General features: G+C 59.8%; 25 protein-coding genes and 1 tRNA gene. 5 read left to right on the top strand and 21 right to left on the bottom strand.

Going from position 1 to position 24,524, the window contains the following annotated elements; all coding sequences use genetic code 11:
• Positions 1–27: 27 nt before the first annotated feature.
• From BMZ24_RS02270 to BMZ24_RS02240, 7 genes are all read right to left on the bottom strand, one after another.
• On the bottom strand, positions 28–549 hold the full coding sequence (locus BMZ24_RS02270) for a nitroreductase family protein (RefSeq protein ID WP_425266257.1): 522 nt from the start codon (positions 547–549) through the stop codon (positions 28–30).
• 142 nt (positions 550–691) lie between these two features.
• The gene (locus BMZ24_RS02265; protein ID WP_092188828.1) at positions 692–1,285 is read right to left on the bottom strand and encodes a peroxiredoxin; all 594 of its coding nucleotides are present in this window, start codon (positions 1,283–1,285) and stop codon (positions 692–694) included.
• On the bottom strand, positions 1,282–1,872 hold the full coding sequence (locus BMZ24_RS02260; RefSeq protein WP_161949011.1) for a peroxiredoxin family protein: 591 nt from the start codon (positions 1,870–1,872) through the stop codon (positions 1,282–1,284). The genes BMZ24_RS02265 and BMZ24_RS02260 overlap by 4 nt, the downstream gene beginning before the upstream one ends.
• Positions 1,873–2,181: 309 nt before the next feature.
• Complete coding sequence (locus tag BMZ24_RS02255; RefSeq protein ID WP_092188824.1) at positions 2,182–2,379, bottom strand: twin-arginine translocase TatA/TatE family subunit; 198 nt, start codon at positions 2,377–2,379, stop codon at positions 2,182–2,184.
• A gap of 191 nt (positions 2,380–2,570) precedes the next feature.
• Positions 2,571–2,858 (bottom strand): type II toxin-antitoxin system RelE family toxin, encoded by a 288-nt coding sequence (locus BMZ24_RS02250; RefSeq protein WP_092188822.1) that lies wholly within the window; start codon positions 2,856–2,858, stop codon positions 2,571–2,573.
• Positions 2,848–3,096 (bottom strand): type II toxin-antitoxin system Phd/YefM family antitoxin, encoded by a 249-nt coding sequence (locus BMZ24_RS02245; protein WP_092188820.1) that lies wholly within the window; start codon positions 3,094–3,096, stop codon positions 2,848–2,850. The genes BMZ24_RS02250 and BMZ24_RS02245 overlap by 11 nt, the downstream gene beginning before the upstream one ends.
• A 194-nt stretch (positions 3,097–3,290) precedes the next feature.
• A complete protein-coding gene (locus BMZ24_RS02240; protein ID WP_092188818.1) occupies positions 3,291–6,104 on the bottom strand; it encodes an FAD-binding and (Fe-S)-binding domain-containing protein in 2,814 nt (937 codons plus the stop codon).
• Positions 6,105–6,460: 356 nt separating this feature from the next.
• Between BMZ24_RS02240 and BMZ24_RS02235 the strand changes: the two genes are divergently transcribed.
• Positions 6,461–7,813 carry a phosphohexomutase domain-containing protein gene (locus tag BMZ24_RS02235; protein WP_092188816.1) on the top strand — a complete coding sequence of 451 codons (1,353 nt, stop codon included), beginning with the start codon at positions 6,461–6,463 and terminating at the stop codon, positions 7,811–7,813.
• A gap of 105 nt (positions 7,814–7,918) precedes the next feature.
• On the opposite strand, the gene BMZ24_RS02230 is transcribed toward BMZ24_RS02235, so the two are convergent.
• From BMZ24_RS02230 to BMZ24_RS02190, 9 genes are all read right to left on the bottom strand, one after another.
• A complete protein-coding gene (locus BMZ24_RS02230; RefSeq protein WP_192622893.1) occupies positions 7,919–8,674 on the bottom strand; it encodes a DUF4197 domain-containing protein in 756 nt (251 codons plus the stop codon).
• Positions 8,675–8,758: 84 nt separating this feature from the next.
• Entirely contained in the window at positions 8,759–9,352 is a 594-nt protein-coding gene (locus BMZ24_RS02225; RefSeq protein WP_208599792.1) for a hypothetical protein, read from the bottom strand.
• Between the two features lie 192 nt (positions 9,353–9,544).
• Positions 9,545–10,384: a flagellin gene (locus BMZ24_RS02220; protein ID WP_092188814.1), complete on the bottom strand. Its 840-nt coding sequence runs from the start codon at positions 10,382–10,384 to the stop codon at positions 9,545–9,547.
• Positions 10,385–10,468: 84 nt separating this feature from the next.
• Complete coding sequence (gene truA, locus BMZ24_RS02215) at positions 10,469–11,209, bottom strand: tRNA pseudouridine(38-40) synthase TruA (RefSeq protein WP_092188812.1); 741 nt, start codon at positions 11,207–11,209, stop codon at positions 10,469–10,471.
• A gap of 3 nt (positions 11,210–11,212) precedes the next feature.
• Positions 11,213–11,866 carry a MotE family protein gene (locus BMZ24_RS02210; protein ID WP_143077816.1) on the bottom strand — a complete coding sequence of 218 codons (654 nt, stop codon included), beginning with the start codon at positions 11,864–11,866 and terminating at the stop codon, positions 11,213–11,215.
• Complete coding sequence (gene fliJ, locus BMZ24_RS02205; protein ID WP_092188808.1) at positions 11,787–12,230, bottom strand: flagellar export protein FliJ; 444 nt, start codon at positions 12,228–12,230, stop codon at positions 11,787–11,789. Before fliJ ends, BMZ24_RS02210 begins: the two co-directional genes overlap by 80 nt.
• Positions 12,231–12,310: 80 nt before the next feature.
• Positions 12,311–13,393: an NAD(P)H-dependent flavin oxidoreductase gene (locus BMZ24_RS02200; protein ID WP_092188806.1), complete on the bottom strand. Its 1,083-nt coding sequence runs from the start codon at positions 13,391–13,393 to the stop codon at positions 12,311–12,313.
• Positions 13,394–13,609: 216 nt separating this feature from the next.
• Positions 13,610–14,338, bottom strand: coding sequence for an adenosylcobinamide-GDP ribazoletransferase (locus BMZ24_RS02195; RefSeq protein ID WP_161949010.1), 729 nt, complete (start codon positions 14,336–14,338; stop codon positions 13,610–13,612).
• Positions 14,335–15,117 (bottom strand): SAM hydrolase/SAM-dependent halogenase family protein, encoded by a 783-nt coding sequence (locus tag BMZ24_RS02190; protein ID WP_092188802.1) that lies wholly within the window; start codon positions 15,115–15,117, stop codon positions 14,335–14,337. Before BMZ24_RS02190 ends, BMZ24_RS02195 begins: the two co-directional genes overlap by 4 nt.
• 95 nt (positions 15,118–15,212) lie before the next feature.
• Here BMZ24_RS02190 and BMZ24_RS02185 point away from each other — a divergent pair.
• The 4 genes from BMZ24_RS02185 (at position 15,213) to BMZ24_RS02170 (ending at position 21,142) form a co-directional block, all read left to right on the top strand.
• Positions 15,213–15,289 (top strand) — tRNA-Pro (locus BMZ24_RS02185).
• 383 nt (positions 15,290–15,672) lie between these two features.
• On the top strand, positions 15,673–16,128 hold the full coding sequence (locus BMZ24_RS02180) for a type III secretion system chaperone (RefSeq protein WP_092188800.1): 456 nt from the start codon (positions 15,673–15,675) through the stop codon (positions 16,126–16,128).
• Positions 16,129–16,175: 47 nt separating this feature from the next.
• Entirely contained in the window at positions 16,176–19,691 is a 3,516-nt protein-coding gene (locus tag BMZ24_RS02175; protein ID WP_092188798.1) for a hypothetical protein, read from the top strand.
• 23 nt (positions 19,692–19,714) lie between these two features.
• Positions 19,715–21,142: a GGDEF domain-containing protein gene (locus BMZ24_RS02170; RefSeq protein ID WP_092188796.1), complete on the top strand. Its 1,428-nt coding sequence runs from the start codon at positions 19,715–19,717 to the stop codon at positions 21,140–21,142.
• Positions 21,143–21,278: 136 nt separating this feature from the next.
• Here the strand turns inward: BMZ24_RS02170 and BMZ24_RS02165 are convergent, their stop codons facing one another.
• The 5 genes from BMZ24_RS02165 to sctQ are packed head-to-tail and all read right to left on the bottom strand — an operon-like array spanning position 21,279 to position 24,517.
• Entirely contained in the window at positions 21,279–21,980 is a 702-nt protein-coding gene (locus tag BMZ24_RS02165; RefSeq protein ID WP_225940229.1) for a lytic transglycosylase domain-containing protein, read from the bottom strand.
• Positions 21,980–22,396 carry an ATP-binding protein gene (locus BMZ24_RS02160; RefSeq protein ID WP_092188794.1) on the bottom strand — a complete coding sequence of 139 codons (417 nt, stop codon included), beginning with the start codon at positions 22,394–22,396 and terminating at the stop codon, positions 21,980–21,982. Before BMZ24_RS02160 ends, BMZ24_RS02165 begins: the two co-directional genes overlap by 1 nt.
• Before the next feature lie 8 nt (positions 22,397–22,404).
• Complete coding sequence (locus BMZ24_RS02155; protein ID WP_092188792.1) at positions 22,405–22,737, bottom strand: STAS domain-containing protein; 333 nt, start codon at positions 22,735–22,737, stop codon at positions 22,405–22,407.
• A 12-nt stretch (positions 22,738–22,749) separates the two neighbouring features.
• A complete protein-coding gene (gene sctR, locus BMZ24_RS02150; RefSeq protein ID WP_092188790.1) occupies positions 22,750–23,403 on the bottom strand; it encodes a type III secretion system export apparatus subunit SctR in 654 nt (217 codons plus the stop codon).
• Positions 23,390–24,517, bottom strand: coding sequence for a type III secretion system cytoplasmic ring protein SctQ (gene sctQ, locus BMZ24_RS02145; protein WP_161949009.1), 1,128 nt, complete (start codon positions 24,515–24,517; stop codon positions 23,390–23,392). The genes sctR and sctQ overlap by 14 nt, the downstream gene beginning before the upstream one ends.
• Positions 24,518–24,524: the final 7 nt, after the last annotated feature.

Genomic DNA, 24,524 nt, shown 5'->3' with positions numbered 1-24,524 from the left:
CCGGGGCGTTTGTTCGAAGCGTCGTGGCTACTTGGCGCCCCACGACTCGTTATGGATCAGTTCCGGCCTGAAGCGGTTCACGGCTTCGAAGATTCCATCCGGCCACCCCACCGGGACGAGGGAGAAGGGGATGATGTTTTCCGGGATGCCGAGGAGTTTGCGAAAGCCGTCCATGCGGTCCTTTTCCGGGTAGATTCCGACCCAGACCGTGCCAAGCCCGAGGTCACGGGCGGCCAGGAGGATGTTCTGGGTGGCGGCGCTTGCATCCTGGTCCCAGAAGGTCGGCCATTTCTTGCCGTCCGGGTCGCCGCAGACCACAATGGCCGCGGGGGCCTGCAGGACCATCTTGCTGTAGGGATGGAAGCTTGGGATGGTGTCGAGTTTGGCCCTGTCCCTTACAACGACGAAATGCCAGGGCTGCTGGTTACCCGCCGAAGGCGCGCTCATGGCGGCCTTGAGGAGGATGCCGATCATCTCCTCCGTGACGGGCTTGTCGAGATATTTGCGGATACTGCGGCGGGTGTGGATGGCGTCCAGGAGTTCCATCATGTTTCTCCTTGCTTTCTGGTTGCAGGGTGTTCTCAATCAAGGCTGATGCTATCCCTGTAAATCCCGATCCGCGTCGCGTCGAGTCCGACTTTCCGGGGAACAGGCGCGGCAAGCATCCACGTTCTCTCCCATTCACCATGCATTACTTGAGTTCCTGCATGGCCCTCATGAGCGGCCCCAGGTCCGGGCGCGAGTTGATGTCGTGCACATCGATGTAGCGGATGATGCCCTGCTTATCGATCAGGAACAGGGAGCGCTCGGCCTCGCCCGTTGAACGCAGGATGCCCAGCGCTTCGGCCAGCCTGCCGTGCGGGTAGAAATCCGAGGCCACGGGGAACCACACCCCGCCCATCTCCTGCACCCAGGCGTGCAGGGTGGGCACGTTGTCCACGCTTATGCCCACGAGTTGCGTTTTGGCCTGATCGAACTTGTCCTGCACGATGTTGTAGCCGGGCCACTGCCCAGAGCAGACCGGCGTCCAGGCCGCCGGGATGAAGGACAGGACGACGTTCTTCTTGCCCCGGAATTCGGCCAGGGTGACGGTGCGTCCATCAATGGTCGGCAGGGAGAAGTCCGGGGCCGGATCTCCGACTTTGACCTTCAGACTGCTGTCCAGCGGGGGCAGGCTGCCTGTCTCAAAGATCCGTTCCTGTGGTATAGGCGTCTCCTGGGCCGGAAGCCAAACCGGGACAATGGTCAGCAGTGCGGCGAAAAGCAGCGCTCGCATCATGTTCATTTTCCTCCGTCACAGGCCTTCAAGGCTTGCGCGAGAAATGTTTCCGCTGATTTCATGCGCCCGAGCAGTGTCTTGGCGACACGGACTTCCTTTTTTGCCGGGTTCAAGGCCAGCACGTAGAAAAACGGGGTCCCGACTTCGCCGATCTCCTTGTTGACCCTGAAATCCGGGTCGGAAAAGAGGGGGAAGGTGATGGCGTATTTGTCGCGGAAGACCTGTACCTCGAAATCCGAGTTGCCGATGCCCACACCGATGAGCTTGACGTCATCGCTCAGGTCCCGACTGGCGATCAGCGCGTTCAATTCATTGAGGGCCGGGGCTTCGCGCTGGCAGTGCGGACAGTACATGCTGAAAGCAACAAGGATGACTGTTTTGGCTTTTATTTCGGAGAGATGCCTTGGCGCGGGGCCCTTGAGTCCCAGGTGCCCAAGATGCTTCGGGTTCAGTTCGCCGCGCAGGAGCAGATCCGGCATGGTGCTGCCCACGGGCAGTGGGTGTGAGGCCGCGCTGTCCGTGGCCTCCATGGCCAGGGCGCTGCCGGCAAACAGCGAAAGGAAAAGGAATGTGAATATGATTCTGGTTGGCATGAAGACTCCTTGAGTCAGGTTCCTATGAAAAGGGAAATGGTTGCCCTGGAGGATGCGGATTGTCGGTGAACACATGAAAATTTGGATAAAGCATAGCAAGATGCGACGGGGTCGGCAAATGACTTTTCAATACTCAGGGTTTTGCACCGGAAAAAAGTGAAGATCCCCGCCGTTTGGTGGTCGGCGGGGATCATGTAATTCGGGATGGATCGCGGACTTGTCCGGTCGGCAGGCCCGGATTTTCGTACCGGAAGCCGGGTGCTGGGCCTTGATGGGCGCGCCGGCACGGGATGGATGCCGTCCTGGATATTATGGGTTCTGCCCGGATGCGTCCCTGGATTTTGATTCGGCGGTGATGTCGATCACTTCCGGTTCGCTGAGCCCTCTCTTGAAATTGAAGATGGCCCGGCCCATGTTGGTGCCGAGAAGCGGGAGATTTTTCGCCCCAAAGACAAAAAGGGCGATGACCAGAATGATGAGCAGTTCCTGAACGCCAATTCCGAACATGAGAGCCTCCGCAAGAGGTGCTGGAAAAATGGTTTGACGCGTTTGAAGCCGGGACGACACATGGAAAAAGACGGTGCGGCAGGGAGATTCCGTGCCGACCGGGCAACGGCCAAGGTCTTCCTGGGCGTTGGGTGCGGACATCCATATCAGGGGGCCCGGGCAAGTGAAAGTGGGAAGATGCGTGCATAAAATCAGCGCAGTCTTTTGGCTGCAATCTTGTATACCGCGCTGCGTTCACGCTTTCCCACCGCGATCACGACAATGACCACTTCGTGGTCGCGGACTTCATAAACCAGCCTGTAACCGGCGCTACGAAGCTTGATCTTGTAGCAGTCCGGCATGCCCGAGAGTTGGGCGCTGTTCACTCTTGGGTGCTCACGCCGCTGGAGCAGTTTTTTTGCGAAGTGCTCGCGGATGACGGGATCAAGCCTGTCCCATTCCTTTTTGGCCTCTTCCTTGAACCGCAGGCTATAGGTCATCCCAGGCCACCTCGATCTCCGGTTGATCCTTGCGCGCGGTGGCCAGGGCTGCAAGCTCCATGTCTTCGAGTTTGTCCATGAGAGTTTCGTATGCATGAGCCGGTACACAGTAGAAGACCGGTTCGTTGTGATTGAGGATGGCCACGGGGAAACCTTCGCCCGCTGCGACGGTGGCCATGGGATTTTTCTTGAGTTCCGACACGCTGGCCGCCACATCGGCAAGTATCATGTTGGGCATGGCTTCTCCTTTTTTAGTGCTGTTAATAGTACTGCAATTAGGTTTTTATTTGGTCGTGGTCAAGGCGGCAAGCATGGAGACCAAAGCGCCGGAAGATCTGGTATCAAAAGTGCGCGGCGGCCCGGACTGTCGAGTCCTGACCGCCGCGGGATTGCAAGATCAGTGGTTTGTGAAACGGGAGCCTTTGTCCAGCCTCAGGCCGTGCACTCGTCCACCAGGTAGAGGATGTTGCGGTAGGGGATGCCGCCGTGCAGGGCCAGGCCGATCTCGCAGGTGCGGCTGGTGGAGTAGCCCTCGGTGCAGTCCTCAATCTTTTCAGCCAGGGTCTTCAGGGCCGAGGCGTTCAGTTCCGGCACGGAGAAGCCCTTGTCTCCGGCAAAGCCGCAGCAGAAGATGTCTTCCGGCACGACCACCTTGGTGACGCACTTTCGCGCCAGCTCCACAAGCCTGCCCTCAAGACCCAGCTTGCGGGATGTGCAGGTCACGTGCAGGGCCACGCGCCTGTCCTGCTGGATGAAGGTCAGCTTGTCGTGCAGGTGTTCCAGCACGAAGACGCTCGGATCGAACATCTTCAACCTCGGGTCCAGCACCTCCTGCATGCGCTTCAGGCACGGGCTGGTATCGCACAGCACGGGCAGGGCCCCGTTCTGGCTTGCGGCCAGGAGCGCCTCTTCGAGCTGGGCGCTCTTGACGTCGGCCTGGGCCACGAAGCCCTTGCTTTCAAAGGCCTGTCCACAACACAGCGCGGCCATGTTCTCGGGGTAGATCACTTCGTAGCCGGCCTTGCGCAGCACCCGCACCGTGGTCTCGGGCAGGGGGCGGATCTTTTCGCACCGGGACGGCCCCATGTTGCGGGCGATGCAGCTCGGGAAGTAGACCACTTTGAGCGGGTTGTCCGTGTTCACCTTTTCGCGGCGAATGCGGCTGATTCCACCGGGCATCCGTTCGTTCCAGCGCGGGACGCGCTTGCCCGTCATGCGATGCAGGGTTTCGGAGGACACGTCCATGAACCTGGTCCCGGTCACGGCGTGCACCGCGTCCACGACCTGCAGCACTCCGGACACGGTCCGGGCCACCCCCGCGAAGTGCTCCCCGATCCAGTCGGCGGCTTTTTTCTGCCGGATGCTCGCGCTCTCGGCGCGCAGGGCCTTGGTCATCTTGCCCGTGTCGATGCCCACGGGACAGCGCGTGCCGCACAACCCGTCGGTGGCGCAGGTCCCGTCGCCCTGGTAGCCGTAGGCTTTCATGAGCTTGGCCAGCTCCGCCTTGTGTTCGGGCTTGCCTTTCAAGCGCTGTATTTCGCGCCAGGATGTGATGCGCTGGCGCGGGGTCAGGGTGATGTGCTTGGAGGGGCAGATGGGCTCGCAGAAGCCGCACTCGATGCACTTGTCCACCAGTTCGTGGGCGGCGGGCAGGGGTTTTAGGTCCTTCAAGTGGGCTTTGGGGTCCGGGTTCAGGATGACGCCGGGGTTGAGGAGGGTCAGCGGATCGAAGATGCGCTTTACGTCCTGCATGAGGCGGTACGCGTCCTGGCCCCATTCCATCTCCACGAAGGGCGCCATGTTGCGGCCCGTGCCATGTTCGGCCTTGAGGGAGCCGTCGTACTTGTCGACGACCATGGTGGCCACGTCGTCCATGAGTTTGCTGTAGCGCTCGATCTCCTTCGGGTCTCCGAAGTCCTGGGTGAAGACGAAGTGCAGGTTGCCTTCAAGGGCGTGGCCGAAGATGATGGCCTCGGAGTAGCCGTATTTTTCCAGCAGCCCCTGCAACTCAAGGGTCGCGTCGGCCAGGCGCTCGATGGGGAAGGCCACGTCCTCGATGATGACCGTGGTGCCGGTGGCGCGCACCGAGCCAACGGCCGGGAAGAGGCCCTTGCGGATGTTCCACAGCTTGGCGAATTCCTGGGGCACGGGCGTGAACTCGATGTCGCGGACCATATTCACCCCTTCAAGGGCGGCCCTTATGGTCTCGATCTGGGCGTCAAGCCCCGCCTTGTCCTCGGCGCGGGTCTCCACCAGCAGCGCGGCGGCGCTTTCGCTCAGTTCCTTCAGGTAGGGCGGCATGCCGTCCTTGTCCTGCACGGACCTGAGCGCCGGGCGGTCCATCAGTTCCACCGCTGCCACGGGCTGTTTCTTCAAAATGATGGTCGCTTCGCAGGCCGTGCGGATGTCCGGGAAGAGCATCAGCGCCGAGGCCTTGTGCGCGTGCTCGGTCACGGTGCGGTAGGTGACCTTGGAGATGAAGGCCAGCGTCCCCTCGGAGCCCACCAGCAGGTGTTTGAGGATGTCGAAGGGATCCTCGAAGTCGACCAGGGCGTTCAGGCTGTAGCCGGTGGTGTTCTTGATCTTGAACTTGTGGCGGATGCGCGCCTCAAGCTCCGGAGCCGCCATGACCCGGTTGCGCAGGTCCGCAAGTCCGTTCACGATTTCCGGGTGCTTTTCGGTGAACCTGCGTTTGGACTCGTCGTCTCCCGTGTCCAGAACGGTGCCGTCGACAAGAATGAGGCGCAGCTCTTCAAGGGTCTGATAGCTGTTCTCGGCCACGCCGCAGCACATGCCGCTGGCGTTGTTGGCCAGGATGCCGCCGATCTTGCAGCTGTCGATGGAAGCCGGGTCCGGGCCGATCTTCTTGCCGAAGGGGGCCAGGGTGCGGTTGGCGTGGGCGCCGATGATGCCGGGTTCGAGGTCGATGCGTCGGGCCTGGTCATAGACCCGGCAGCCAAGCCAGCCTTCGCCGAGACGAATCAGCACCGAGTCCGTCACGGCCTGGCCGGAGAGGCTGGTGCCTGCCGCGCGAAACGTCACGGGAATGCGGCTTTTGTATGCCAGGCGCAGGATGCGGGCCACCTCCTCCTCGGATTCCACGTTGATGACGATCTTCGGCACGAGGCGATAAAAGCTTGCGTCGGTGCCGTAGGCCAGCAGACGCAAGGGATCGGTGATGATGCGCGCGATGGGGACAAAAGCGGCCACCGCGTTGTGAAAGGCACGATACTTCGAATCAAGCATGAGCGTCTCCCGTGTTGTTGATAAGCGATACTGATAATAGTATTTGAAAACAAAAATTCTGACAAGATCAATCTGTTTTTCATGCAACAGCGCTTCCCTTAAATTTAACCGTCCGTTTTGATTCGCTTTATCCCGGCATCGGATGCGATTCACAAGAAACCGCACGCGCCTGCATGCTTCAGGGCGCAAGTCCATGTCGACATGCCGGACCGGAGGGCATAACCACATGTGGTGGTCGGCGTGGCGGCGGAATCCGTCTTTTTGCTTGCATCGGGCGGTCCGGCCTTGCTAGCCGTCAGTCCGGCCCTGCTGCTCATGATATTTCAATGCATGTCATTATTTCAGGAGTTTTACCCATGAATCTTTCCTGCTTCAAAGCCTACGACATTCGCGGACGCGTCCCGGATGAACTCGATGAGGCCCTGGCGTATCGCATCGGCCGGGCCTATGCCGCGTTCCTGAATCCCGACCGGGTGGTTGTCGGACATGATATCCGCCTGTCGAGCCCGGCCATGGCCGAGGCCGTGACCAAAGGCTTGCGCGATTCGGGCGTGGATGTTTTCACCCTGGGCGAGAGCGGCACCGAGGAAGTGTATTTCGCGGTTTTCGATCAGGGGCTGGACGGCGGCATCATGGTCACGGCCAGTCACAATCCCAGGGACTACAACGGCATGAAGTTCGTGCGCGAAGAGTCCCGCCCCATCAGTGGGGACACGGGTCTTTTCGCCATCCGCGACCTGGCGGCGGCCGGGGAATTCAAGGTCGCGCAGCGAAGCGGTCAGCTGCATGAACTCAAAATGCGCCCGCGCTACATCGATCATCTTTTGTCCTATGTGGATCGCGACGTGCTGCGTCCCCTGTCCATCGTGGTCAATGCCGGGAATGGCGGAGCCGGGAGTATAGTGGACCTGCTGGAGCGCAGGCTGCCCTTCAAGTTCCACAAGCTTCTGCACAAGCCCGACGGCAATTTTCCGGCCGGCGTGCCCAATCCGTTGCTGCCGGAAAACAGGGAACTCACCGCCCGGGCCGTGATCGAACACAAGGCGGACCTGGGGCTGGCCTGGGATGGGGATTTCGACCGCTGCTTTTTCTTCGACGGCAGCGGGCGCTTCATCGAAGGCTACTATCTGGTCGGTCTTCTGGGCGAAGCGTTCGCGCGCAAGGTTCCCGGGGCGGGCATCATCCACGATCCGCGCCTGACCTGGAACACCATCGCCGCCGTCAAGGCGGCCGGGGGCAGGCCCATCATGTCCAAGACCGGACACGCCTTCATCAAGGAGCGCATGCGCCTGGAGGACGCTGTCTATGGCGGCGAGATGAGCGCGCATCACTACTTCCGCGATTTCGCCTACTGCGATTCGGGCATGATCCCCTGGCTTTTGGTGGCCGAGCAGATTTCGCGCACGGGCAAGTCCCTGGCCGAACTGGTGGACCAGGCCATGACCGCATATCCGGCCAGCGGCGAGATCAACCGCCGCGTAAAGGACGCGGCCGCCGCCATCGCCGCCGTGGAGGAGCGGTTTGCCGCCCAGGGGGGGCGCCGTGACGATACCGACGGATTGAGTCTTGAGTTTGATCAGTGGCGCTTCAACCTGCGCTCTTCCAACACAGAGCCGGTGCTGCGCCTCAACGTCGAGTCGCGCGGGGACAGGGCGCTCATGGACGAGAAGACCGAGGAAATTCTTGGTATTGTGGATTCCATGGGCTGAATGGACCGGATGGGTCGGCTGGATCGGATGGGCAGGAAGGATCTGGGGATGCCCGGAGCTCGGGAGGGCGAAGTTTTAAAGCTTCGCCCTCTCTTTTTTGGGGAGTTACTGCGCGAAGACCTTCTTGAGCAGGTCCGTGGTTCTGGCGGCAGGATTGGTGCGGATGGCGGCCTCTTCCTTGGCCACGTAGTGGAAGATGCCGTCCATGCCCTTCTCCACGACGTAATCCGAGAGGTTGGCTTTGGCGTCGGGCATGAAGGGCAGGGCCTTGTACTGCCCCATCATGTTGTCATAGGCCTGCACCGCGCCCGCATCGGCCAGGGTGGCGTCGACGATGGGTTTCATTTCCTTGGACAGGCCAGGGCCCATGGACTTGCGGAAGTACTGGGTGGCCGAGTCCTCGGGGCCGCTCAGGATTTTCTGGGCGTCCTCTATGGTCATGGCCGAAATGGCATCCACGAAGAGGGCCTTGGCCTTGGGCGTGGCCTGTTCGGCGGCGCGGTTGAGTTTTAGCTCCAGGTCATCGACGAGGCTCGAATAGCCTGCGGCCTTGAGGGCTTTTTGCACCGTGGCCAGTTGCCCCGGCAGGGGGATGTGGATGGCCTTGTCCGTGTTGAAGCCGTCCGTTTGGCCAAGCTTTGCGACCACGTTCTCGGTACCCACGCGCAGGGCTTCCTTGAGGCCGTCGCCCATTTCACCCTGGGACAGGGAGCCGGTCTTGGCTCCGCCTCCCGAGGAAAGCAGCCCGAGCCCCTGTTGCAGGAGACTGTTCTGGGCCCATCCTGAAACGCCGACAAGCAGCAGCATCGTGACCAGGGCGCAGACGATTTTCAGATTCGGCAGTTGGACACGTATGGACATGGGACCTCCAGTGTTGATGAATGGATGAACTAACCTAGGTGCGATCGGGGCTTGCGGGCAAGGGAAAAATGCATCTGGAGATGATCAGAAGTCGTATCGCAATCCCATGGTCAGGATATTGCTTCCGCCTTTGTCGGCGAACATTCCGTAGCCGGACGAGCGGTGATGCAGACGCAAGAGGGTGGACCATCTGGATTCCGGCAAGGCAAAGGCGGCCTCGAGGTGCCAGAAAAGAAGGAACTGTTCGCTGTCGCCGCTTTTTTGTCTTTCGTAATCGGGCAGCTTCGTGGCGTAAGACGGACCGAGTCCGTATGCCAGGCTTGTTTCCAGAAATTTGTTCCAGGGGAAATATTCCCAGCGGGCGGTCAGGATGGGTGCATTGAATTCAAAATGATCCTGGATGCCGAAATGCCGGGCCACGTTGGCCTCTAGCTCAAGGGACCAGAGACGGTTGGACGGACGGTAGAATGTCCAGCCAAGGGCCCCTGCCAGGATGTGCGAATCGACCACGTCGGCTTGTCCGGAAATGGACTGGCGCCAGTTGTCGTCGGTCATGACGCCGCCGTAAAGGCTGGCTGAGAATTCGTATTCAGATGAAGCAGATGCGTTGCCGCAATGCATGCCCAGAATCCCGGCGATCAGCAAAAAAAGAATTTTTGTGGAATGTATATGGTTCATGGTTACCTTCTCCACGGTCAAGTCCGCGCGGCCTTGTCAAAGGAGGAGCCTTGTTCATGCCTGGCGGTTTTGTTCTCAAACGGAAAATGATTTTTGAACGGAAGGTAAACGCAAAAAAGGCAACGGGCAAGTTTCGCGGAGAATGGCGGGCAAGGAAAAATGGATGGCGCGCCTTGCTGCGGGCGCAATGCTTCAACTTGTTTCGTCGAGCAGGGTGCCTGTGTCGCGCATGAGGAGGCGGATCAGGATTTCCTCCAGGGACAGGACCGGCGTCTGTCGCCGCGCCTCCACGGCCTGATCGAGCAGGTCCGCCTGGGAATCGAGGGCCGTGGCCTGGTAGTTCAGCCCGTCTTCGCGCTGGGAGTAGACTTCCTCAAGGGTGGTCATGTCCCCGATGTGGAGGGAGAGGGTGTCCAGTTCGGTTTGCAGGCTGCCTGCCGGATTGTCTTCCAGGGCCGCGCCGTCAAGTGCGGCAAGACCGGTGGCGTCGAGTTTCTGGAAGGTCACGTCGAAGCCGCCGTTCGCGCCCTGGGCGAACGACTGGATAAAGACATTGCCGTCCGTGTCGATCTGGTCGGTGCCCCAACGCGTATCGTCGAGCAGGGAGATGCCGTTATACTGGGTCGATTCGATGATGCCGGTGATTTTGTCGCGCAGGGCGTTGTACTGCGTGGCGACATCCGCGGAGTATGCCAGATCGCCGTCCTTGACCTGCTGGGCGAGGCTCTGCATTTCCTCTAAAGTGCTTTTGATCGTGCCCACCGCGCCAGTCGCGATGCCGACCATGGAGGAAGCTTCCTGCACATTCTTGCCGGCCTGGCGGATGGCCGCGCTGTCCGAGCGCAGCCTGCCGGTGATGGCCTCGTCGTAGGGGTTGGTCAGGGGTTTGACCGGTTGCTGCCCAAGTATCATTTCCCGCAGGTTGGTGCCCACCGATGAACCCTGGAAGTAGACGTTCATGAGCAGATCCTGCTGCCACATCTGGGTGGCGGTGGAAACGACGAAGAGTTTTTGCAGATCGCTTAAGGCCATGAAAACCTCTTTACGGGCGCTTGTTATCGAAGCAGGCGGATTCCGGTGGACATTCCTAACCAATCGGATGATTTTTAAAAGTCATTAATAGACGACTTCCTCCAGCGTGAGCCCCCGTGCCGGGGCCGTGGCCGGGGCCTTGCGGCGGTCACATCCTTCAAGGATGGCGCGGACTTCGCCGGGGCCCAGCCCGCCTCGGCCCGCTTCGGCAAGCAGCCCCATGAGGTTGCGGACCATCTGCTTCAAAAAGCCATCGGCCTGAAAGCGGAAGACCCATTCCGCCGGGCTCTGCCCCTGGGTGCGCAGAATGGGTTCGAGGGTGCGCACGGTGCCTTTGATCTCCGTGCCGGCGTTCTGGAACGCCGCGAAATCGTGGGTTCCGGCCAGCTCTTGCGCGGCCTGGTCCATGGCCTCGAAATCAAGCCCGCGAACAGCCCAGACAAAGGGCGCCCGCTGCGGCAGAATAAAGTGCGGCTCGGTCCAGAGGGTGTAGGCGTAACGCTTGGAGCGGACCGAGAAGCGCGCATGAAAATCCTCGGTCACTTCCACTGCGTCGAGAATGGCGATGTCGTCTGGCAGCATGGCGTTCAGGGCCTGTTGCCAGGGAATGTGCGCCTTGGACTCCGGGACGTCGAAGTGGGCCACCTGCGCCAGGGCATGCACGCCCGAGTCCGTGCGTCCGGAGCCGTGAACCCGCACCAGTTCGCCGCAGATGCGGGTCAGCTTATCCTCGATGGTGCCCTGGATGGTCGCGCCCTGGCCCTGAATCTGCCAGCCCTGGTAGCGGGTGCCGACGTAGGCCACGGTAAGCCTGATGCGCGGCATTCCTCAGTTCCCGTTCTCGCCGGTCTGCAGCCGGGTCAGGGCCGCGGAGAGCGCTGCCGCGCGATCGGCCCGCACCGAGGACAGGATTTCTCCCGCCTTGCGGCCGCTCATCCCTGCCAGGATTCTGACGGCGATGGGTTCTTCCAGGGTTTGCAGCACCACCGCCGCCTGCTTGGGCTTCATGTTCGAATAGACGTCGATCAGATGCGCCATCTTTTCGTCCTGGATGCTTGCGGCGGAATCGATCAGGTTTTGCATTCTGATTTCAAGCTCCCGCAATGTGGTGAGCTTTTGATCGACCTGCGCTTCCAGCGCCTTCAGTTCCGCTTCTTTCTTGGCCAGGGCCTGTTCCCGCGCATTGAGGTCCTGGGGCTGATTTGCCTGAGCGTCGGAATCGGTGGCGTTGTCCTGCGTGGAGGGCGCGGCAGGCTCCTGCGCCAGGGCCTGGCTTGCGGCAATGGCCGGCCGGACGATCACGGGCTGCAGCAAGGGATTGTCGGGGAGGGTGGGTGGAATCCAGAGCAGGCAGATGGCGGCCAGCTTGACGGCCGCGAGGGCGATGAAAGCCTGGACCAGCCTAGTAAGGCGTGCGCCCGTGGCGGAGGGTGCCTGTCTCGTCGAATTCCTTTTGCTCTTTTCGCTGTTCTTCCTGAACATGTTTTTCTGCCTGTTTGGCCCGGAGTTTCTCCAGGAGTTTGCGGTCCTTGGCTTTTGTCACCAGTTCGAGCCGACGGGTTTCGGCCAGCTTTTGCAGTTCGACAAGTTTTGCCTGTGCCTGTGTTTTGTCAAGTTCCAGACGTTTTCGCCAGCCCGACCAGAGCCACAGCTCCGGTTGGGTCATTTGTTTGATCGCGCTGAGTTCGACAAGGCAGGCTTCCAGGTCTTTGTGCAGGGCCTCGACACGCAGTTTCTGTTCCGCGACCTGTTGTCTGGTAAGGCTCAAGGCCAGTTTTGCCTGGTCTTCGAGCTGCCTGCGGTATTCCAGGATTTTTTCAAGTTTGAACAGAAAGGGGCGTGCCATGTCGGTATGTCAGCAAAAAGCGTGCACAAAAAAGCCCGGCCATACCGGCCGGGCTTCGTGAAGCTTATGGCCGCTGGATGCTAGGCGGCGCTGGCGGCCGCGATATAGCCCTGGCGCAGGGACTCGATGAGTTCCTTCACGGAGATGATGGCGTTGACCCTGTAGGCGTTTGCGCCCGCAAAGGCGAAACCGTGCTTGAGCTGTCCCTTCTTGGCGTTCACCAGGGCGAGCGCGATGCAATAAGGGCTCTTGGTGTAGTCGCAGGAACTGATGCAGTGGAACGGGCACTTGAAAGGCTTTTTGAGGCCGCTGGTCACATCGTCGAGAAAGGGTCCGCTGACCGCTCGTCCGGGCAGGCCCACCGGGCTCTTGATGATCTGGATGTCTTTTTCCGTGGCGTTTACGTAGCTTTCCTTGAACTTGATGTCCGCGTCGCATTCGTGAGTGGCCACGAAGCGCGTGCCCATCTGCACGCCCGCCGCGCCCATCTGCAGGTACTTGTGGATATCCGCGCCGTCATAGACGCCGCCCGCGGCGATGACCGGGATGGGGCGTCCGGCTTTGGCCTCGAATTCGCGCACGGCCTCGATGACTTCGGGTACGGTCTTTTCAAGCGAGAATTCTGGATCGTCGATCTGTTCCGGCTTGAAGCCGAGGTGCCCACCGGCCTTGGGGCCTTCGACCACGAAGGCGTCGGGCAGATAATCGAACTTCGACAGCCATTTCTTGCAGATGATGCTGGCGGCCCGGGCCGAGGAGATGATGGGCACGAGCTTGGTCTTGGCTCCGTCCTTGATGTAGGAGGGCAGGTCCAGGGGCAGGCCGGCGCCGGCGAAGATGATGTCCGCGCCTTCCTTGATGGATGTCTTGACCAGGTCGCTGAAGTTGGTCAGGGCGACCATGATGTTCACGCCCAGGATGCCGTCGGTCACTTCGCGGGCCTTGCGCAGTTCGCGGGCCAGGGCGCGCGTGTTTGCTTCGCGGTAATTGCTTCCGATATCGGGCTCGCCCATGCCGATCATGGCGGCGGCGATGACGCCGATGCCGCCTTCCTTGGCCACGGCCGAAGCCAGCCCGGAAAGGGAGATGCCAACACCCATGCCGCCCTGGATGATGGGGATTTTTGCAACAAGATCACCGATCTTGAGTTGTGGGAAGTCCATTGTGTTCTCCTGTATGGATTGCGCCGTGTGGTCGGCGAGAAGTGAAGAGCTTGAGTGACCACTTAATAAAGGCGTTTGTGGCGCTGCTAACTCAAAAAAAAAGGGGGGTCAATGAAGGCCCCTCGGCCTGGTGATTTGCCGATCAGCACGCATGGTTTTCGGACTTATGCTAAGGTCCTGAACAGTCGTTCAAAAACGTGTGATACGTACCAATACTTACCAGATCGGCAGGGAGAGGGGAAGAAGAACGCAGACCTCCCCTGCAATGATGGCGGCTCCCAGAAAATCGCCGTTCACGCCTCCCTGTTTGCGGCCCAGGGCCAGCAGCGCGGCCAGGACGGCAACGGTCGTCGCGAGGGTCGCGGCCAGATGGCTCGGGGCCAGGGCCAGGGCCGGGAGCAGGGTGGTGCATCCGCCCACGATCAGGGCAGAGCGCGTCGCCCCCTGCACGGCGTTTTGTCCGAGGCCCGGACGGGACAGGTTTTGGCTCATGCGGGCCAGCACCAGACAGGAAAACCGGCCAAAAACAGGGGCAAGGATGAGCGCCAGCCATGCATCGCGGGAAACTGCTGCTTCAAAGAGCGCGGTCTGAAGCCCAAGGCCCAAAATGAGGCCCATGGTCCCGAAGGCACCGATGTGGCTGTCCTTGACGATGGTCCAGAAGCGTTCGCCCGTCGCGCCGCTGCCCCATCCATCCCACAGGTCGGCCCAGCCGTCCCAGTGCAGGCCCCGTGTCAGGTAGATGTTGAGCCCGGTCAGAACCCAGGCCAGGACCCAAGGAGAGAGCGGGAGCCGGGAGCAAAGAGCCAGGATCAGCCCAAGGAGCAGCCCCACCATCGGATACATGGGCATGGATTTGCTGATGGCCTCGGAGGTGGTGATATGGGCGCGGCCCAGGCGGGTCAGAAAAGTCAGGGCCACGAGGAAGTCTTTGAGCGGATTCACGGGTGCGGGGTGTCCTTTCGGGTCAGGCGGATGTTCAGGCCGGGGGCAAGGCCAAGGGTACGGGCGCAGTCGCCCTGGTTCACCGCCAGTTCCAGCACGCCCTGACTGCCCGCCAGGAGGCCGATCTGTCCGGGAGCGAGGCTCGCGTAGGCGACAGCCTTGACGACGGTTCTGCCGTCATCGAGGAGCCAGGTCTTTGGCGATTCATGAAAATGTTCGGCGCGCAGGTTCAAGAGGCAGTTGCCGAAGCGGTCCACGTGCAGGACCGTGCAGTCAACGACGGGATCCCCGATTTCGGCCCAGCTTAGATCGTGGCGCATGATCGTGTCCGGCGCGACGCGCGATCCGAAGGCTTGCGGTGTCGCACCCAGGGCCAGCCGCGCGGCGATGGGCGCGAAAATATCCCGGCCGTGAAAGGTGTTGCCGGCGGCGAAGGCCTGTGCGTCAATCCGCCACCATGACACGGGCTCGTCGATCAGAAACGACAGCAGGCCGTTGTCCGGGGCCAGGAAGAACTGATTTTCCCGCTGGGCCAGCAAAATGGACCGGGATGATCCGACGCCCGGATCGACCACTCCCAAAAAGATGCTTTGAGGCGGAAAGTGACGATGGCTGGCTTGCAGCAAAAAACCGGCTTGGACACTGTCATGCGCGACCACTTCGTGGCAAAGATCCACAATGCACGCGTCCGGCGCCTCACGCAGAATGACTCCCTTCATCTGTCCGACATAGGGATCAAGGAGACCAAAATCAGTGAGTAGAACGATAATCGGGCGCATTTGATGTATCTAAGACCAAGCTCAAACCCTGTCCAGAGCCCGATCGAGAAACCTGTTGACAGTGTTGAGCGCGCCTGTGTAGATACGGCGCTCTTCGGGGCGTAGCGCAGTTTGGTAGCGCATCGGTTTTGGGAACCGAGGGCCGGAGGTTCGAATCCTCTCGCCCCGACCAGGAAAAACAAGGCTTACAGGTAAATCATCTGTAGGCCTTTTTTTATTTTTCGAGCACTTGCCGTCCCTGCAGTGCGTGGGTGTGCTATTTTCGAACACTTTAGAAATAGAGGCAGCTGTGGTTGCATCACCATGCATGTCAGGGAAATTTAAGCCGAACTTGACGGACTCATTGGCATGGTGCGACGAAACACATCTAGCGTGTAGGTAGCAAACCTTTGGTCTTCTTGAATGCCATCGGTTGGCGCTGCATTGCCAACATTGTTGGGGTCAGGTTTTGAATGGACCGCCAATATTTTTCTATCTTGAGTTTTATTAATTTGGAATAATTGTATTTTTTGACGTGTGGCGTATTTTGTGCTCAAAATATCACGGAGGACTTCTATGACTGCAAGCGAAATGGTGCAACATATCGGCAAACGTCTCGGCATTCCCGAGTTATGCCTGAATGAACTAGGGCTTTGTAGGATCAGGCTGAACGATAGCATCGTCATTGATTTTGAAGAAGATGACACCAAGAATTGGTTGCATGTTTTTGCTGCGTTGACGGACGATGCCGCATTCCTGTCGCGTGACACGTTGCTTAAACTGTTCCGGGCGCATTATCTGTTTAACGATACGGGCCACGCCTCGTTCGGGGTGAATGCCGAGGACCGGTTGTGTCTGTTCATGCGTGCGCCGACTTCGGAAATGGCGGAAGAACTCTGGGTGGAAATGTTTGAAGCCTTTTTTTCCACGTATCTCGAATGGAAAGAAAAACTGTCCAGTGGAGCAACCGAGGATCCTTTACCCGGCGACGAACTGCCCGATCTGCCGCCCAGTACTTTTATCAGAGTCTGACGGGCGTTTTTTGTGAGCACTACCGGTACAGGTTGTAAGGAGATACTATGAGCATCGGTCTTAATGCGAATCAGGCGCGAGTCCAGCTGACGGCACGGCAAGAAAATTTCAAGATGGACGAGCTCGTAGGCGAGCGTCCCATTACCATCGGGAAGGACAATAAAATTGTTAAGGCCGAAATCATGTCTCCTTCGAGCCGCTCCCAGCACAAGCCGCATAAGGCAAACACGGGGCTTGAAGGCGTGTTCAAAGCCACCATCGACAAGTTCGATTGGTGGCATTCAGCCGGAAAACTGCGCCGGGCGCAGGACGCCATCGAGGTGAACCTGGGCCGGATGGCCGGGAAGTTTGTCAATCTTCAGACGCTCGCTGGCAAGTCCGGACTTTCGGAAGATATCGCGAAGGAAAAGAATCTCCTGATCGACGGCATTGCCAAGGAACTCAGCGCGTTTGAAACTGAAATCGACAGTCTGGCTCGTTCGTACGGGCTGGACCGTGAAGCATCGGAGTCGCTCTTCCTGCAGCGGTTGATCAACGGTTTGATGAAGAACAATCCCGACGCGCTGAACAGCATGAAAGCAGCCGTTGCCGTGATGGCCAGAATGCCGGACGAAAACCCCAACCCCGTGATGCGCGACCACGGCGCATTGGTTCGTCAATTCGACAAGCTGCTTCATGCGAGCCTGCCTGATGTCGTGGCCGAACCCGTGGACCAACGAACCGGGCTGCAAAAGCTGGGCGACGTTTTCAAGGGTCTGTTCGGCTCGAAAGAACAGCGTGTCGGACAGCTCCTGCGCGAGAAGTTGAACGGGCTGGAGCAATTGTGCAAGACCGGCGCCCCCGAAATGGCAGAATTCACTGACCAGCTCCGATTGTTGCGAGAGGGCCTGAACCCCGAAACGAAACTGACAATGGAAAAGTTCGATGCCGTTCGGGAGGAGCTGGACACCATTATCGGCGCGACCATCAAGCGGGGAAAGGAAATTGCCGAAAAGGCGCTGGAGACGGAATCGGCCAAAATGGCCGGGCAGTTGGCGGTGGACAAATACCAGCCCCAGCTGGTTTCGGCCGAAGAAGCCAACCGCGATTTGTCCAAACTCTTCCTCTACAAAAACGCTACACTGGAGCAGACCAAGAGCCTGCAAAGCCCGCTTGACGAAAAGGCGGATGACCTCATCCGCAATTTTATCCGCAGGCAGAATCAAAGTCCGGAAATGCCCAAGGGGGCCAGAGCAGTGGCGCAGATCGCGGTCAATTCGGTTAAAGACATGACGCTCAAGTTCGTTGCCGCGCGCCAGGAACTCAAAAGCATCGAGGTGGAGCTTTCGGCCATTACGTTGGCCAGGCAGTTGGCCGCCAAGGGCGACACGCCGCCTGCGGGAGTGGATGGCAACTCATGGCACGAAGCCTGTTCCGTGATGACCAGGCACCTGCTGGAAGCACCCGGTTCGCTCATTTCCGCAAAGGATTTGCCTGCGCTGCATCTTATCAAGACGAACGCGGCTCAGTTCACCGAAGGACTGCAAGGTGTCGCGGTGCAGAGCTTTGAAAAGCTGTTCACCCGGCTTGATGCCACCACGTCGTTTACGGTCACAGTGCCCAAACCGAGTGCGCAGCAGATTGAAGAGTTCAAACAGAACGGCAAAATGCGCATGCAGGAAGATGCCGAGCGGTTCGGAATGGACATGCAGGAATATCGGAATTCGGCACCCAAAACCGGCATCTCTGAACTGGATAAGCGGCTGGCCGAGCTGCGCACGCCGCTCACGCTGAATCCTGACAAACTGGACGAAGCCTCGCTGCGCGGCACGCTTTCAGAGCTGGCAGAACGGATCACAGATATCAAGACGGCGTATTCCTACGAGATGGCTTCGGCTCTCAGCGGCATCGACGGAAAACAGGCCAGGCTGGATCAGCGGACGAAGCTGTTTGCGACCCTGAATACCGAACTGCAAGGGCTGATGCGGCTGGAAGCTGAACTCCATGGCATGATCAACATGCACGCCATGGGCCAGTTGGCCTCCGAAGGATTGGACATGCTACGCCAGTCCTGTCCGGAAGGCGTCGATCGGGGAGCATGGGAAAGCGACTGCAACGCCATTGTCGACTTTATCATGGCGCACCCCCACGAAATTCCCGGCCAAGAGACCGTGGCGATGTTTGAACGTCTGCTGGATACCCTCAACAAGTCTCTATCCACCGACAGCGTTGCGGATCAACAGAAAGTTGAACTGTACAAAAGTCTCAAAGATGATTTGAACGAGTGGAAAGATTGGGGCTTCACAGTGGGCATGGGACGTGACAGCCTGAACAACATGGGACACATGAACGAAGTGCTTGAGAGTGTGTCCAAGATGACCACCGCGCGTATCCGTATCTCCGATGTGGTCAATCTGATGCAGGACTCCTTTATCGCCTTGACCAAAGCAGGATTGTCCCACGCCGACGAATTGCGGTCCAACTTTTCCGAATATACGCACAAGTTGATGCTCTATGCCGATACCATGTCCCGAACTAAGGAAATGACACCGGAACTGCGGCTGATGCGTCAGGAAGCTCAGGAGTCGCTGAGCAAGGCGGTACACTCTTTCTTCCCGGCTATGGAATTTTTGGCAGGGCAGGAACAGAGTTATATGGATGATCCCACCGTGTTCACCGTGGGTCAGACCCAGCAGATAACGGACCTGCGCGCGACCCTGTTCAACGCCTATGCGGCGTTGTTTGATATCGCCCGTAATGTCGGGACGTTGGGTCTTGACGCTTCGAAGGGTGTTTCGCCTCTGCTCGGAAACGTCGACCTGACACAGAGTGATGTTGATTCGCGTGAAGTAGCGGCACTTGGAGAAGCTAACAAGATCAGCACGTACGGCCAAATGTCCCGCGTGGTGGATCCGAACAATCCGTCTTCGCTGACCCGGGTGACCACTTCCATGATCCTGGAATCCGAAGCACTGATGAACTTTCGGATTCAGATGGATATCGAGAAGCAGATGACCAAGTTGTTCACCCACACGCGGCGCTTGACGACCGCTTTGGTCGACGCCAAAGCCAGAGGGCTTGATCCCGTCGTGGCCCGTTCCATTGAACGACTGTTCAGCGAGCATGTTTTAAGCCCTGCCGAAGGCTTGCAACTGGATCGGTTCATCCCTGACAAGGATAAGCACAAGGCTTTCATCGCCAAATTCGATGAGTTGCATCAGGCTTTGATTCAGACCTTTTCGACCCTCCAGTCCTTCAATCTGAACGTTAAATCGACTCAGACGCGCATCAATTTGGAGGCGCAAAAGTACCTCGCCGAGTGCGTGGAGATTCCGTGGCATCCGTTTGACCAACACTCGTTGCGGACGACCCTGAGGGTCGTTGCTTCGCATGATGTTGACGGAATAATGTCCCGTATTCTTATCGAGTCGGACCTGACCGAGGAGCCCCGCATGTATGACGTGAGCCTGAGCGGAGACAAGGTGACCTTTACCCCCACCGACGACAAGAGTGGCAAAGGGGTGTTCACCGCTCCTGTCGCCTATAAGAATGCCCGCTTCCCGATGGGAGAGGCGAAAAAGTAAGAGAGCCAAGGAGTAGCTTCCGCATGAATATCCGCATTTCCGTCCGCACCAAACTGTTCCTGAGCCACATTCTCATCGTCCTATTCATCGCCGGCACCGCAGGGACGTATTTCTACCTGAGCGCTGTGGAAAGCCTCATGGATGGGCTCAAGGAGCGCCTGCAGGCCAGCGCGGGGCTCATCAGCCAGACTCTTGACGCCGAGGCTTTGCGCCACATCCGTACAGAGGAAGATATGGCCAGCCCCGAATACGTGGCCACCCTCGACCAGTTGCGCACCCTCAAACGCATGAACCCCGACATCGCCTTCATTTACGTGATGCGCCTTGAGGCGGAGAAGATCTTCTTCGTCATTGATTCCGACGAAACCAATGCACAGGCCCTGCCGGGCAAAAAGTACGCCCACGTACTGCCATCTTTGCAGAGAGGCTTCACGTCCATGATCGTCGACGACGAGATCGTCACCGACGAATGGGGCTCGTTTCTATCGGGCTACGCCCCGATCAAAAACGCCAAGGGGCAGTTTTTGGTCGGCATCGACATGCGCGCCGATCAGGTTCGCGAAAAATACAGCGCCCTGCGCATCTCCGGCGCTGTTGCGGTATCCGTGGCCGTTGTCCTGGCCTTCGTTCTGGCCCGAATCCTGGCCAACCGATTCATGATACCCATACGCGTTTCCATTTCCCGCTGTTCCTCCATCGCGGAAGGTCGCTACGACGAGCAGCTCGACATTCAGACCAATGACGAACTCGACAGGCTCATCGAAGCCATTAATAAAATGTCGAACAGCCTGTCCCTGTCCCAGCGCACGACGCAAGCGGCCGTCGACTCCCTGCGCCAGGCCAAGGACGAACTGGAAATCCGGGTTCGTCAGCGCACCTCCGATCTCTCGGAAGTCAACAACAAGCTCAGCCAGGAAGTGGCCGAACGCCTTGTGGCCCAAAAGGCTTTGCAGGAGGCCGCGACCATCGATCCGCTGACCCGCCTTTTCAATCGGCGCGTCGTCCAGGAGCGGCTCGACCTCGAAGTGGCCCGAAGCAGCAGGCAGAATACGCCCTTCACGCTCGTCATCGTGGACCTTGATCATTTTAAAATGATCAACGACACTCACGGACACGATGCCGGGGACAGCATTCTGGTGGAAACGGGAGTGCGCATGAAGGGCATCATCCGTGGGCAGGACACGTTGGCCCGATGGGGCGGTGAGGAATTCATGATCCTGTTGCCGGATACCGACTCGGCAGGGGGACTGGAAGTCGCCGAGAAGGTCCGCGCGCGCATCGCCGACACGACTTACTATTTCGCGGGCAAGGAGATCCGGGTTACGGCGAGTTTTGGAGTGGCCCAGTATAAAGGAGACTTGGAAGGGGCGATCACGGCCGCGGACCAGGCCCTCTATCAGGCCAAGAATCTGGGCAGGAATCGGGTCGAGCTGGCCGGCGCGGAACTTTGAACACAAGGGAGATGAACGCTCATTCCGGCAGCATGAACTGAAGCAGTCTGTTTTTTTCAAAGCGCCCGATCAGGCCGGTTTCAGGCGTTGCCAAAAACCGTATCCCTGACACGGGCGTATTTTTTTGTGCGAAGGCTTAAGGGGTATAGAGCGCCAGGACCTTGCGCACGAAATCCTGCGTTTCGCGAAAAGGGGGAATGCCGCCGTGGCGCTGCACGTTGCCCGGGCCTGCGTTGTAGGCCGCCAGGGCCAGCTCCAGGGTGCCGAAGGCGTCCAGCTGGCGGCGCAGATACAGGCTGCCCGCTTCAACGTTGGCGCGGGGATCGAAGGGGTCGGTCACGCCGAGGTGCGCCTGGGTGCCGGGCATGAGCTGCATGAGGCCCTGGGCCCCCTTGGGGGAGATGGCCAGGGGATCGTTGTTGGATTCCACGCGGATGACGGCCCTGATGAGACCCGGGTCCAGGCCCGAGACGCGGCTGCCGTGCCCGATGATCGGGTCCCACTCGGCCATGGTCGGCATGTGCGCCCGCCCTTGGGCTGACTCCGTGACGAGCAGGGGAGGAACCATGCGCGGCAGAGCCAGGAGATGGGCGTGATCGGACAGGGAATAGACATCCATCTGCTCGATCATGTTCTCTGTTCCGCGAGCGGGATCGCGGAGCGCCGAGGCTTCGTCGTCATGCAGGGGCCGCACGACCTGGGGCATGCGCTCGGAGACGCTCATTTCCTCTTGGAGGATGCCGGGCATGCTGCGCCCTGGGCTGTCCGCGGACAGGGCCGGAGAGGCGAGCAGGGCGGCCCAGGTCAGCGTGGCGGCGGCGTGTCGGAGGGGGCGCATCACTCGGGCTTGGCGAAGTAGAGTTCGACGATGTTCGCGCCGTTGTGATGTCTGTATTCGTGGCGGGCGCTGACGGATTTCACCAGATGGACCCCCAGACCGCCGATGGGGCGGTGGTCCGCGTCAAGGTCGAGGTCGGGCCTCGGTGCCTCGTCGAAGGGGTCGAAGGGATGCCCCCAGTCCGTGACGCTGAAGAAGAGGTAGTCCCGGCCGTCCAGGCGCGCGGGGCGGCACTCCACCCGGGCCTCGCCGGGGCCGCCGTCGTAGGCGTAGGTGAAGACGTTGACCAGGAGTTCTTCGGCCGCAAGCCGCACGTGGGAGGCGATGCCCTGGAAGTCCGGCGGGATGCGACTCTCCAGAAACTCGTTTACTGCGTCGAGTTCCTCGATGCGGGCGGGCACGGTCAGAGCGGCCATGTTTCCTCTCAGAGTTTGGCCAGGGCCGTTTCCGGAGTGTCGTAGATCGGCATCATGGCGGTGAAGCCCGATATCTTGAAGACCTCGCTGACCATGGGCTGCAGGTTGCAGAAGGCCACGGGGACCTTTTTTGTGCGGCTCCCCTTGAGCAGGGTCAGTATGCCGCGCAGGCCGGCGGAGCTCATGTATTCGATGCCGGCCAGGTCGATCAGGATCTTGACCGCTCCGGCGTCCAGGCTTTCCTGGCAGGCGTTGACGAAAATGTTCGTGGTCGTCGCGTCCATGCTGCCGCTGGGTTTGATGACAACGATGTCCTGTATCTGCGATACGTTGATTTGCATGTCTTTCTCCATTTATTGTGCGTAGCTCAGGAGCAGTCCCTGACTGACCTTCACCCACCCGTCAAGGGTCACAAAGAGAAGGAGCTTGAAGGGCAGGGAGATGGTCATGGGGGACACCATCATCATGCCCATGGCCAGCAGGATGTTCGAAATGATGAGGTCTATGGCCACAAAAGGCAGGTAGAGCAGGAATCCTATCTGGAAAGCCTTGGTCAGCTCCGAAATGGTGAACGCCGGAACCAGGATGAACATGTTGTCGGGCGCGATGCGTTCGTGAAGATTCTGGGGCCAAATGCGCTTGGCCGTGCTCATGAAGGTCCGAACCACCGATTCGTTGGCGTTGGCTGACAGGAATTTGCGCAGGGGCGGCGAGATGTGCTCCAGGATCCGACCGACTTCCGCGGGGGTCGGGTTTTCCTTGATGTCGGCGGTCTCCAGAAGCGCTGCCGTGTTCATGGCCATGGGCGCCATGATGAAGATGCTGAGGATGATGGCCAGGCCGTTCATGACCATGGTCGGCGGGACCTGCTGTACGCCCAGGGCGTTGCGCACCAGGGAGGTGACCACCACGATCTTGACGTAGGAGGTGACCATCATGAGCATAAACGGCGCCAGGCCAAGGGCCGCGATGCCGAAGATGAAAAAGAGTGGATTAACCCCGACCATCCTGTCCCCCCTTCCGGGTCAACGAATCGACCTGCACACCGAGCACGCCGTTGATGTCCACCAGGCGTCCCGTGCCGACAACGGCCCCGTTGATGCGTAACGACACCGGCGAGAGCGGGTTGCAGCCGAGGGTGAAGGTGTAGCCAGGCACAAAGGCCGCGAGGTCCGCGACCGTCATGGTGCGGCGTTCAAGCTCGAAGCAGAGCTCGACGTCGATGCCGCCGACATCCAGTCCTGCCTGATCTTCGGCGGGAGAAGTGGTCTCGGACGGATCTGTGGTGGTCATGGGGATCTCCTGGAAATTCGTCACGGCGTTCACCACCGTGGCTTGGGTGTCGTTGACGGTGCACAGCACGCCGGCAGCACCGCCCGGAGGATTGGCCTGTCCGGTCGCGGGAGGGCACGGACGGAGCATGATCCTGCCCTGTGCGCCTTGGTAGTCGGGCGGCAGGAGGATGTCGCCTTGCTCCAGTGCGGAAAGCTCCCGGATGGAGATGCGCATGCTGCCCGCGTCCACGCACACCGCGATGGGCAGGTCGGGATGCTCTTCCGCGCCCTGGCCTGCGCCGCGGACCGGCAGGTCCGCAAGGCGATCGCACAGGAGCAGGGCGGACTGTCGGTCCGGTATGGCGACGCGCAAGGGCACGGGTGCATCGTCATGCTCGGCGTCGGAAAATTCAAGAATCAGGTGCACGAATGCGGCCGGATTGTCGTTCTCGGTCACGGCGGGTTCGAGCGAGGCTTCGCCCAGGGTGGCGGCGTTGCCCATGAGTCGTTGCAGGGGCTCAAGCAAGGTGCCAAGGATCAGGTCCAGCACTGCCAGGCGCACGGCCCCGGGCAGGTCTGTCCAGAGCGGAACTTCGGCGATGGCGGGATGGCGGCGTATGAAATCCGTGTCGCCCAGCTCCACGCGCCAGGCGCCCCCGGCGCAGTGCAGGCGTAGCGAGCCCATGACCTTGAAGGGAAAGGGCGCAGGCACCGCCCGCAGCGTGGCGGGGCGATGGCCGACGACCACGGCCCACGGCTGCTCGCGGGTTAGAAGCATGTTGTCCACGTGGGCCTGGAGCGGGTCCAGGCGCGGAGGAGCGTACACGGCGGACGTGTGTTCAGGCATGGTTGGT

Origin of the sequence: Desulfomicrobium norvegicum, from assembly GCF_900114595.1 — a bacterium.
Taxonomy (GTDB): Bacteria; Desulfobacterota; Desulfovibrionia; order Desulfovibrionales; family Desulfomicrobiaceae; genus Desulfomicrobium; species Desulfomicrobium macestii.
Note: the sequence above shows the minus strand (reverse complement) of the source record. Positions and strands in the feature narration are given on the sequence as shown.

Coding starts and splice junctions, on each gene's coding strand:
- BMZ24_RS02155 (WP_092188792.1), bottom strand. CDS start 22,737: ATGCAAATCAACGTATCGCAGATACAGGACATCGTTGTCATCAAACCC.
- truA (WP_092188812.1), bottom strand. CDS start 11,209: ATGCCGCGCATCAGGCTTACCGTGGCCTACGTCGGCACCCGCTACCAG.
- BMZ24_RS02175 (WP_092188798.1), top strand. CDS start 16,176: ATGAGCATCGGTCTTAATGCGAATCAGGCGCGAGTCCAGCTGACGGCA.
- BMZ24_RS02230 (WP_192622893.1), bottom strand. CDS start 8,674: ATGTCCATACGTGTCCAACTGCCGAATCTGAAAATCGTCTGCGCCCTG.
- fliJ (WP_092188808.1), bottom strand. CDS start 12,230: ATGGCACGCCCCTTTCTGTTCAAACTTGAAAAAATCCTGGAATACCGC.
- BMZ24_RS02190 (WP_092188802.1), bottom strand. CDS start 15,117: ATGCGCCCGATTATCGTTCTACTCACTGATTTTGGTCTCCTTGATCCC.
- sctQ (WP_161949009.1), bottom strand. CDS start 24,517: ATGCCTGAACACACGTCCGCCGTGTACGCTCCTCCGCGCCTGGACCCG.
- BMZ24_RS02210 (WP_143077816.1), bottom strand. CDS start 11,866: ATGTTCAGGAAGAACAGCGAAAAGAGCAAAAGGAATTCGACGAGACAG.
- BMZ24_RS02180 (WP_092188800.1), top strand. CDS start 15,673: ATGACTGCAAGCGAAATGGTGCAACATATCGGCAAACGTCTCGGCATT.
- BMZ24_RS02200 (WP_092188806.1), bottom strand. CDS start 13,393: ATGGACTTCCCACAACTCAAGATCGGTGATCTTGTTGCAAAAATCCCC.
- BMZ24_RS02240 (WP_092188818.1), bottom strand. CDS start 6,104: ATGCTTGATTCGAAGTATCGTGCCTTTCACAACGCGGTGGCCGCTTTT.
- BMZ24_RS02235 (WP_092188816.1), top strand. CDS start 6,461: ATGAATCTTTCCTGCTTCAAAGCCTACGACATTCGCGGACGCGTCCCG.
- BMZ24_RS02270 (WP_425266257.1), bottom strand. CDS start 549: ATGATGGAACTCCTGGACGCCATCCACACCCGCCGCAGTATCCGCAAA.
- sctR (WP_092188790.1), bottom strand. CDS start 23,403: ATGGTCGGGGTTAATCCACTCTTTTTCATCTTCGGCATCGCGGCCCTT.
- BMZ24_RS02260 (WP_161949011.1), bottom strand. CDS start 1,872: ATGCCAACCAGAATCATATTCACATTCCTTTTCCTTTCGCTGTTTGCC.
- BMZ24_RS02255 (WP_092188824.1), bottom strand. CDS start 2,379: ATGTTCGGAATTGGCGTTCAGGAACTGCTCATCATTCTGGTCATCGCC.
- BMZ24_RS02220 (WP_092188814.1), bottom strand. CDS start 10,384: ATGGCCTTAAGCGATCTGCAAAAACTCTTCGTCGTTTCCACCGCCACC.
- BMZ24_RS02170 (WP_092188796.1), top strand. CDS start 19,715: ATGAATATCCGCATTTCCGTCCGCACCAAACTGTTCCTGAGCCACATT.
- BMZ24_RS02245 (WP_092188820.1), bottom strand. CDS start 3,096: ATGCCCAACATGATACTTGCCGATGTGGCGGCCAGCGTGTCGGAACTC.
- BMZ24_RS02265 (WP_092188828.1), bottom strand. CDS start 1,285: ATGAACATGATGCGAGCGCTGCTTTTCGCCGCACTGCTGACCATTGTC.
- BMZ24_RS02250 (WP_092188822.1), bottom strand. CDS start 2,858: ATGACCTATAGCCTGCGGTTCAAGGAAGAGGCCAAAAAGGAATGGGAC.
- BMZ24_RS02160 (WP_092188794.1), bottom strand. CDS start 22,396: ATGGCCGCTCTGACCGTGCCCGCCCGCATCGAGGAACTCGACGCAGTA.
- BMZ24_RS02165 (WP_225940229.1), bottom strand. CDS start 21,980: ATGCGCCCCCTCCGACACGCCGCCGCCACGCTGACCTGGGCCGCCCTG.
- BMZ24_RS02225 (WP_208599792.1), bottom strand. CDS start 9,352: ATGAACCATATACATTCCACAAAAATTCTTTTTTTGCTGATCGCCGGG.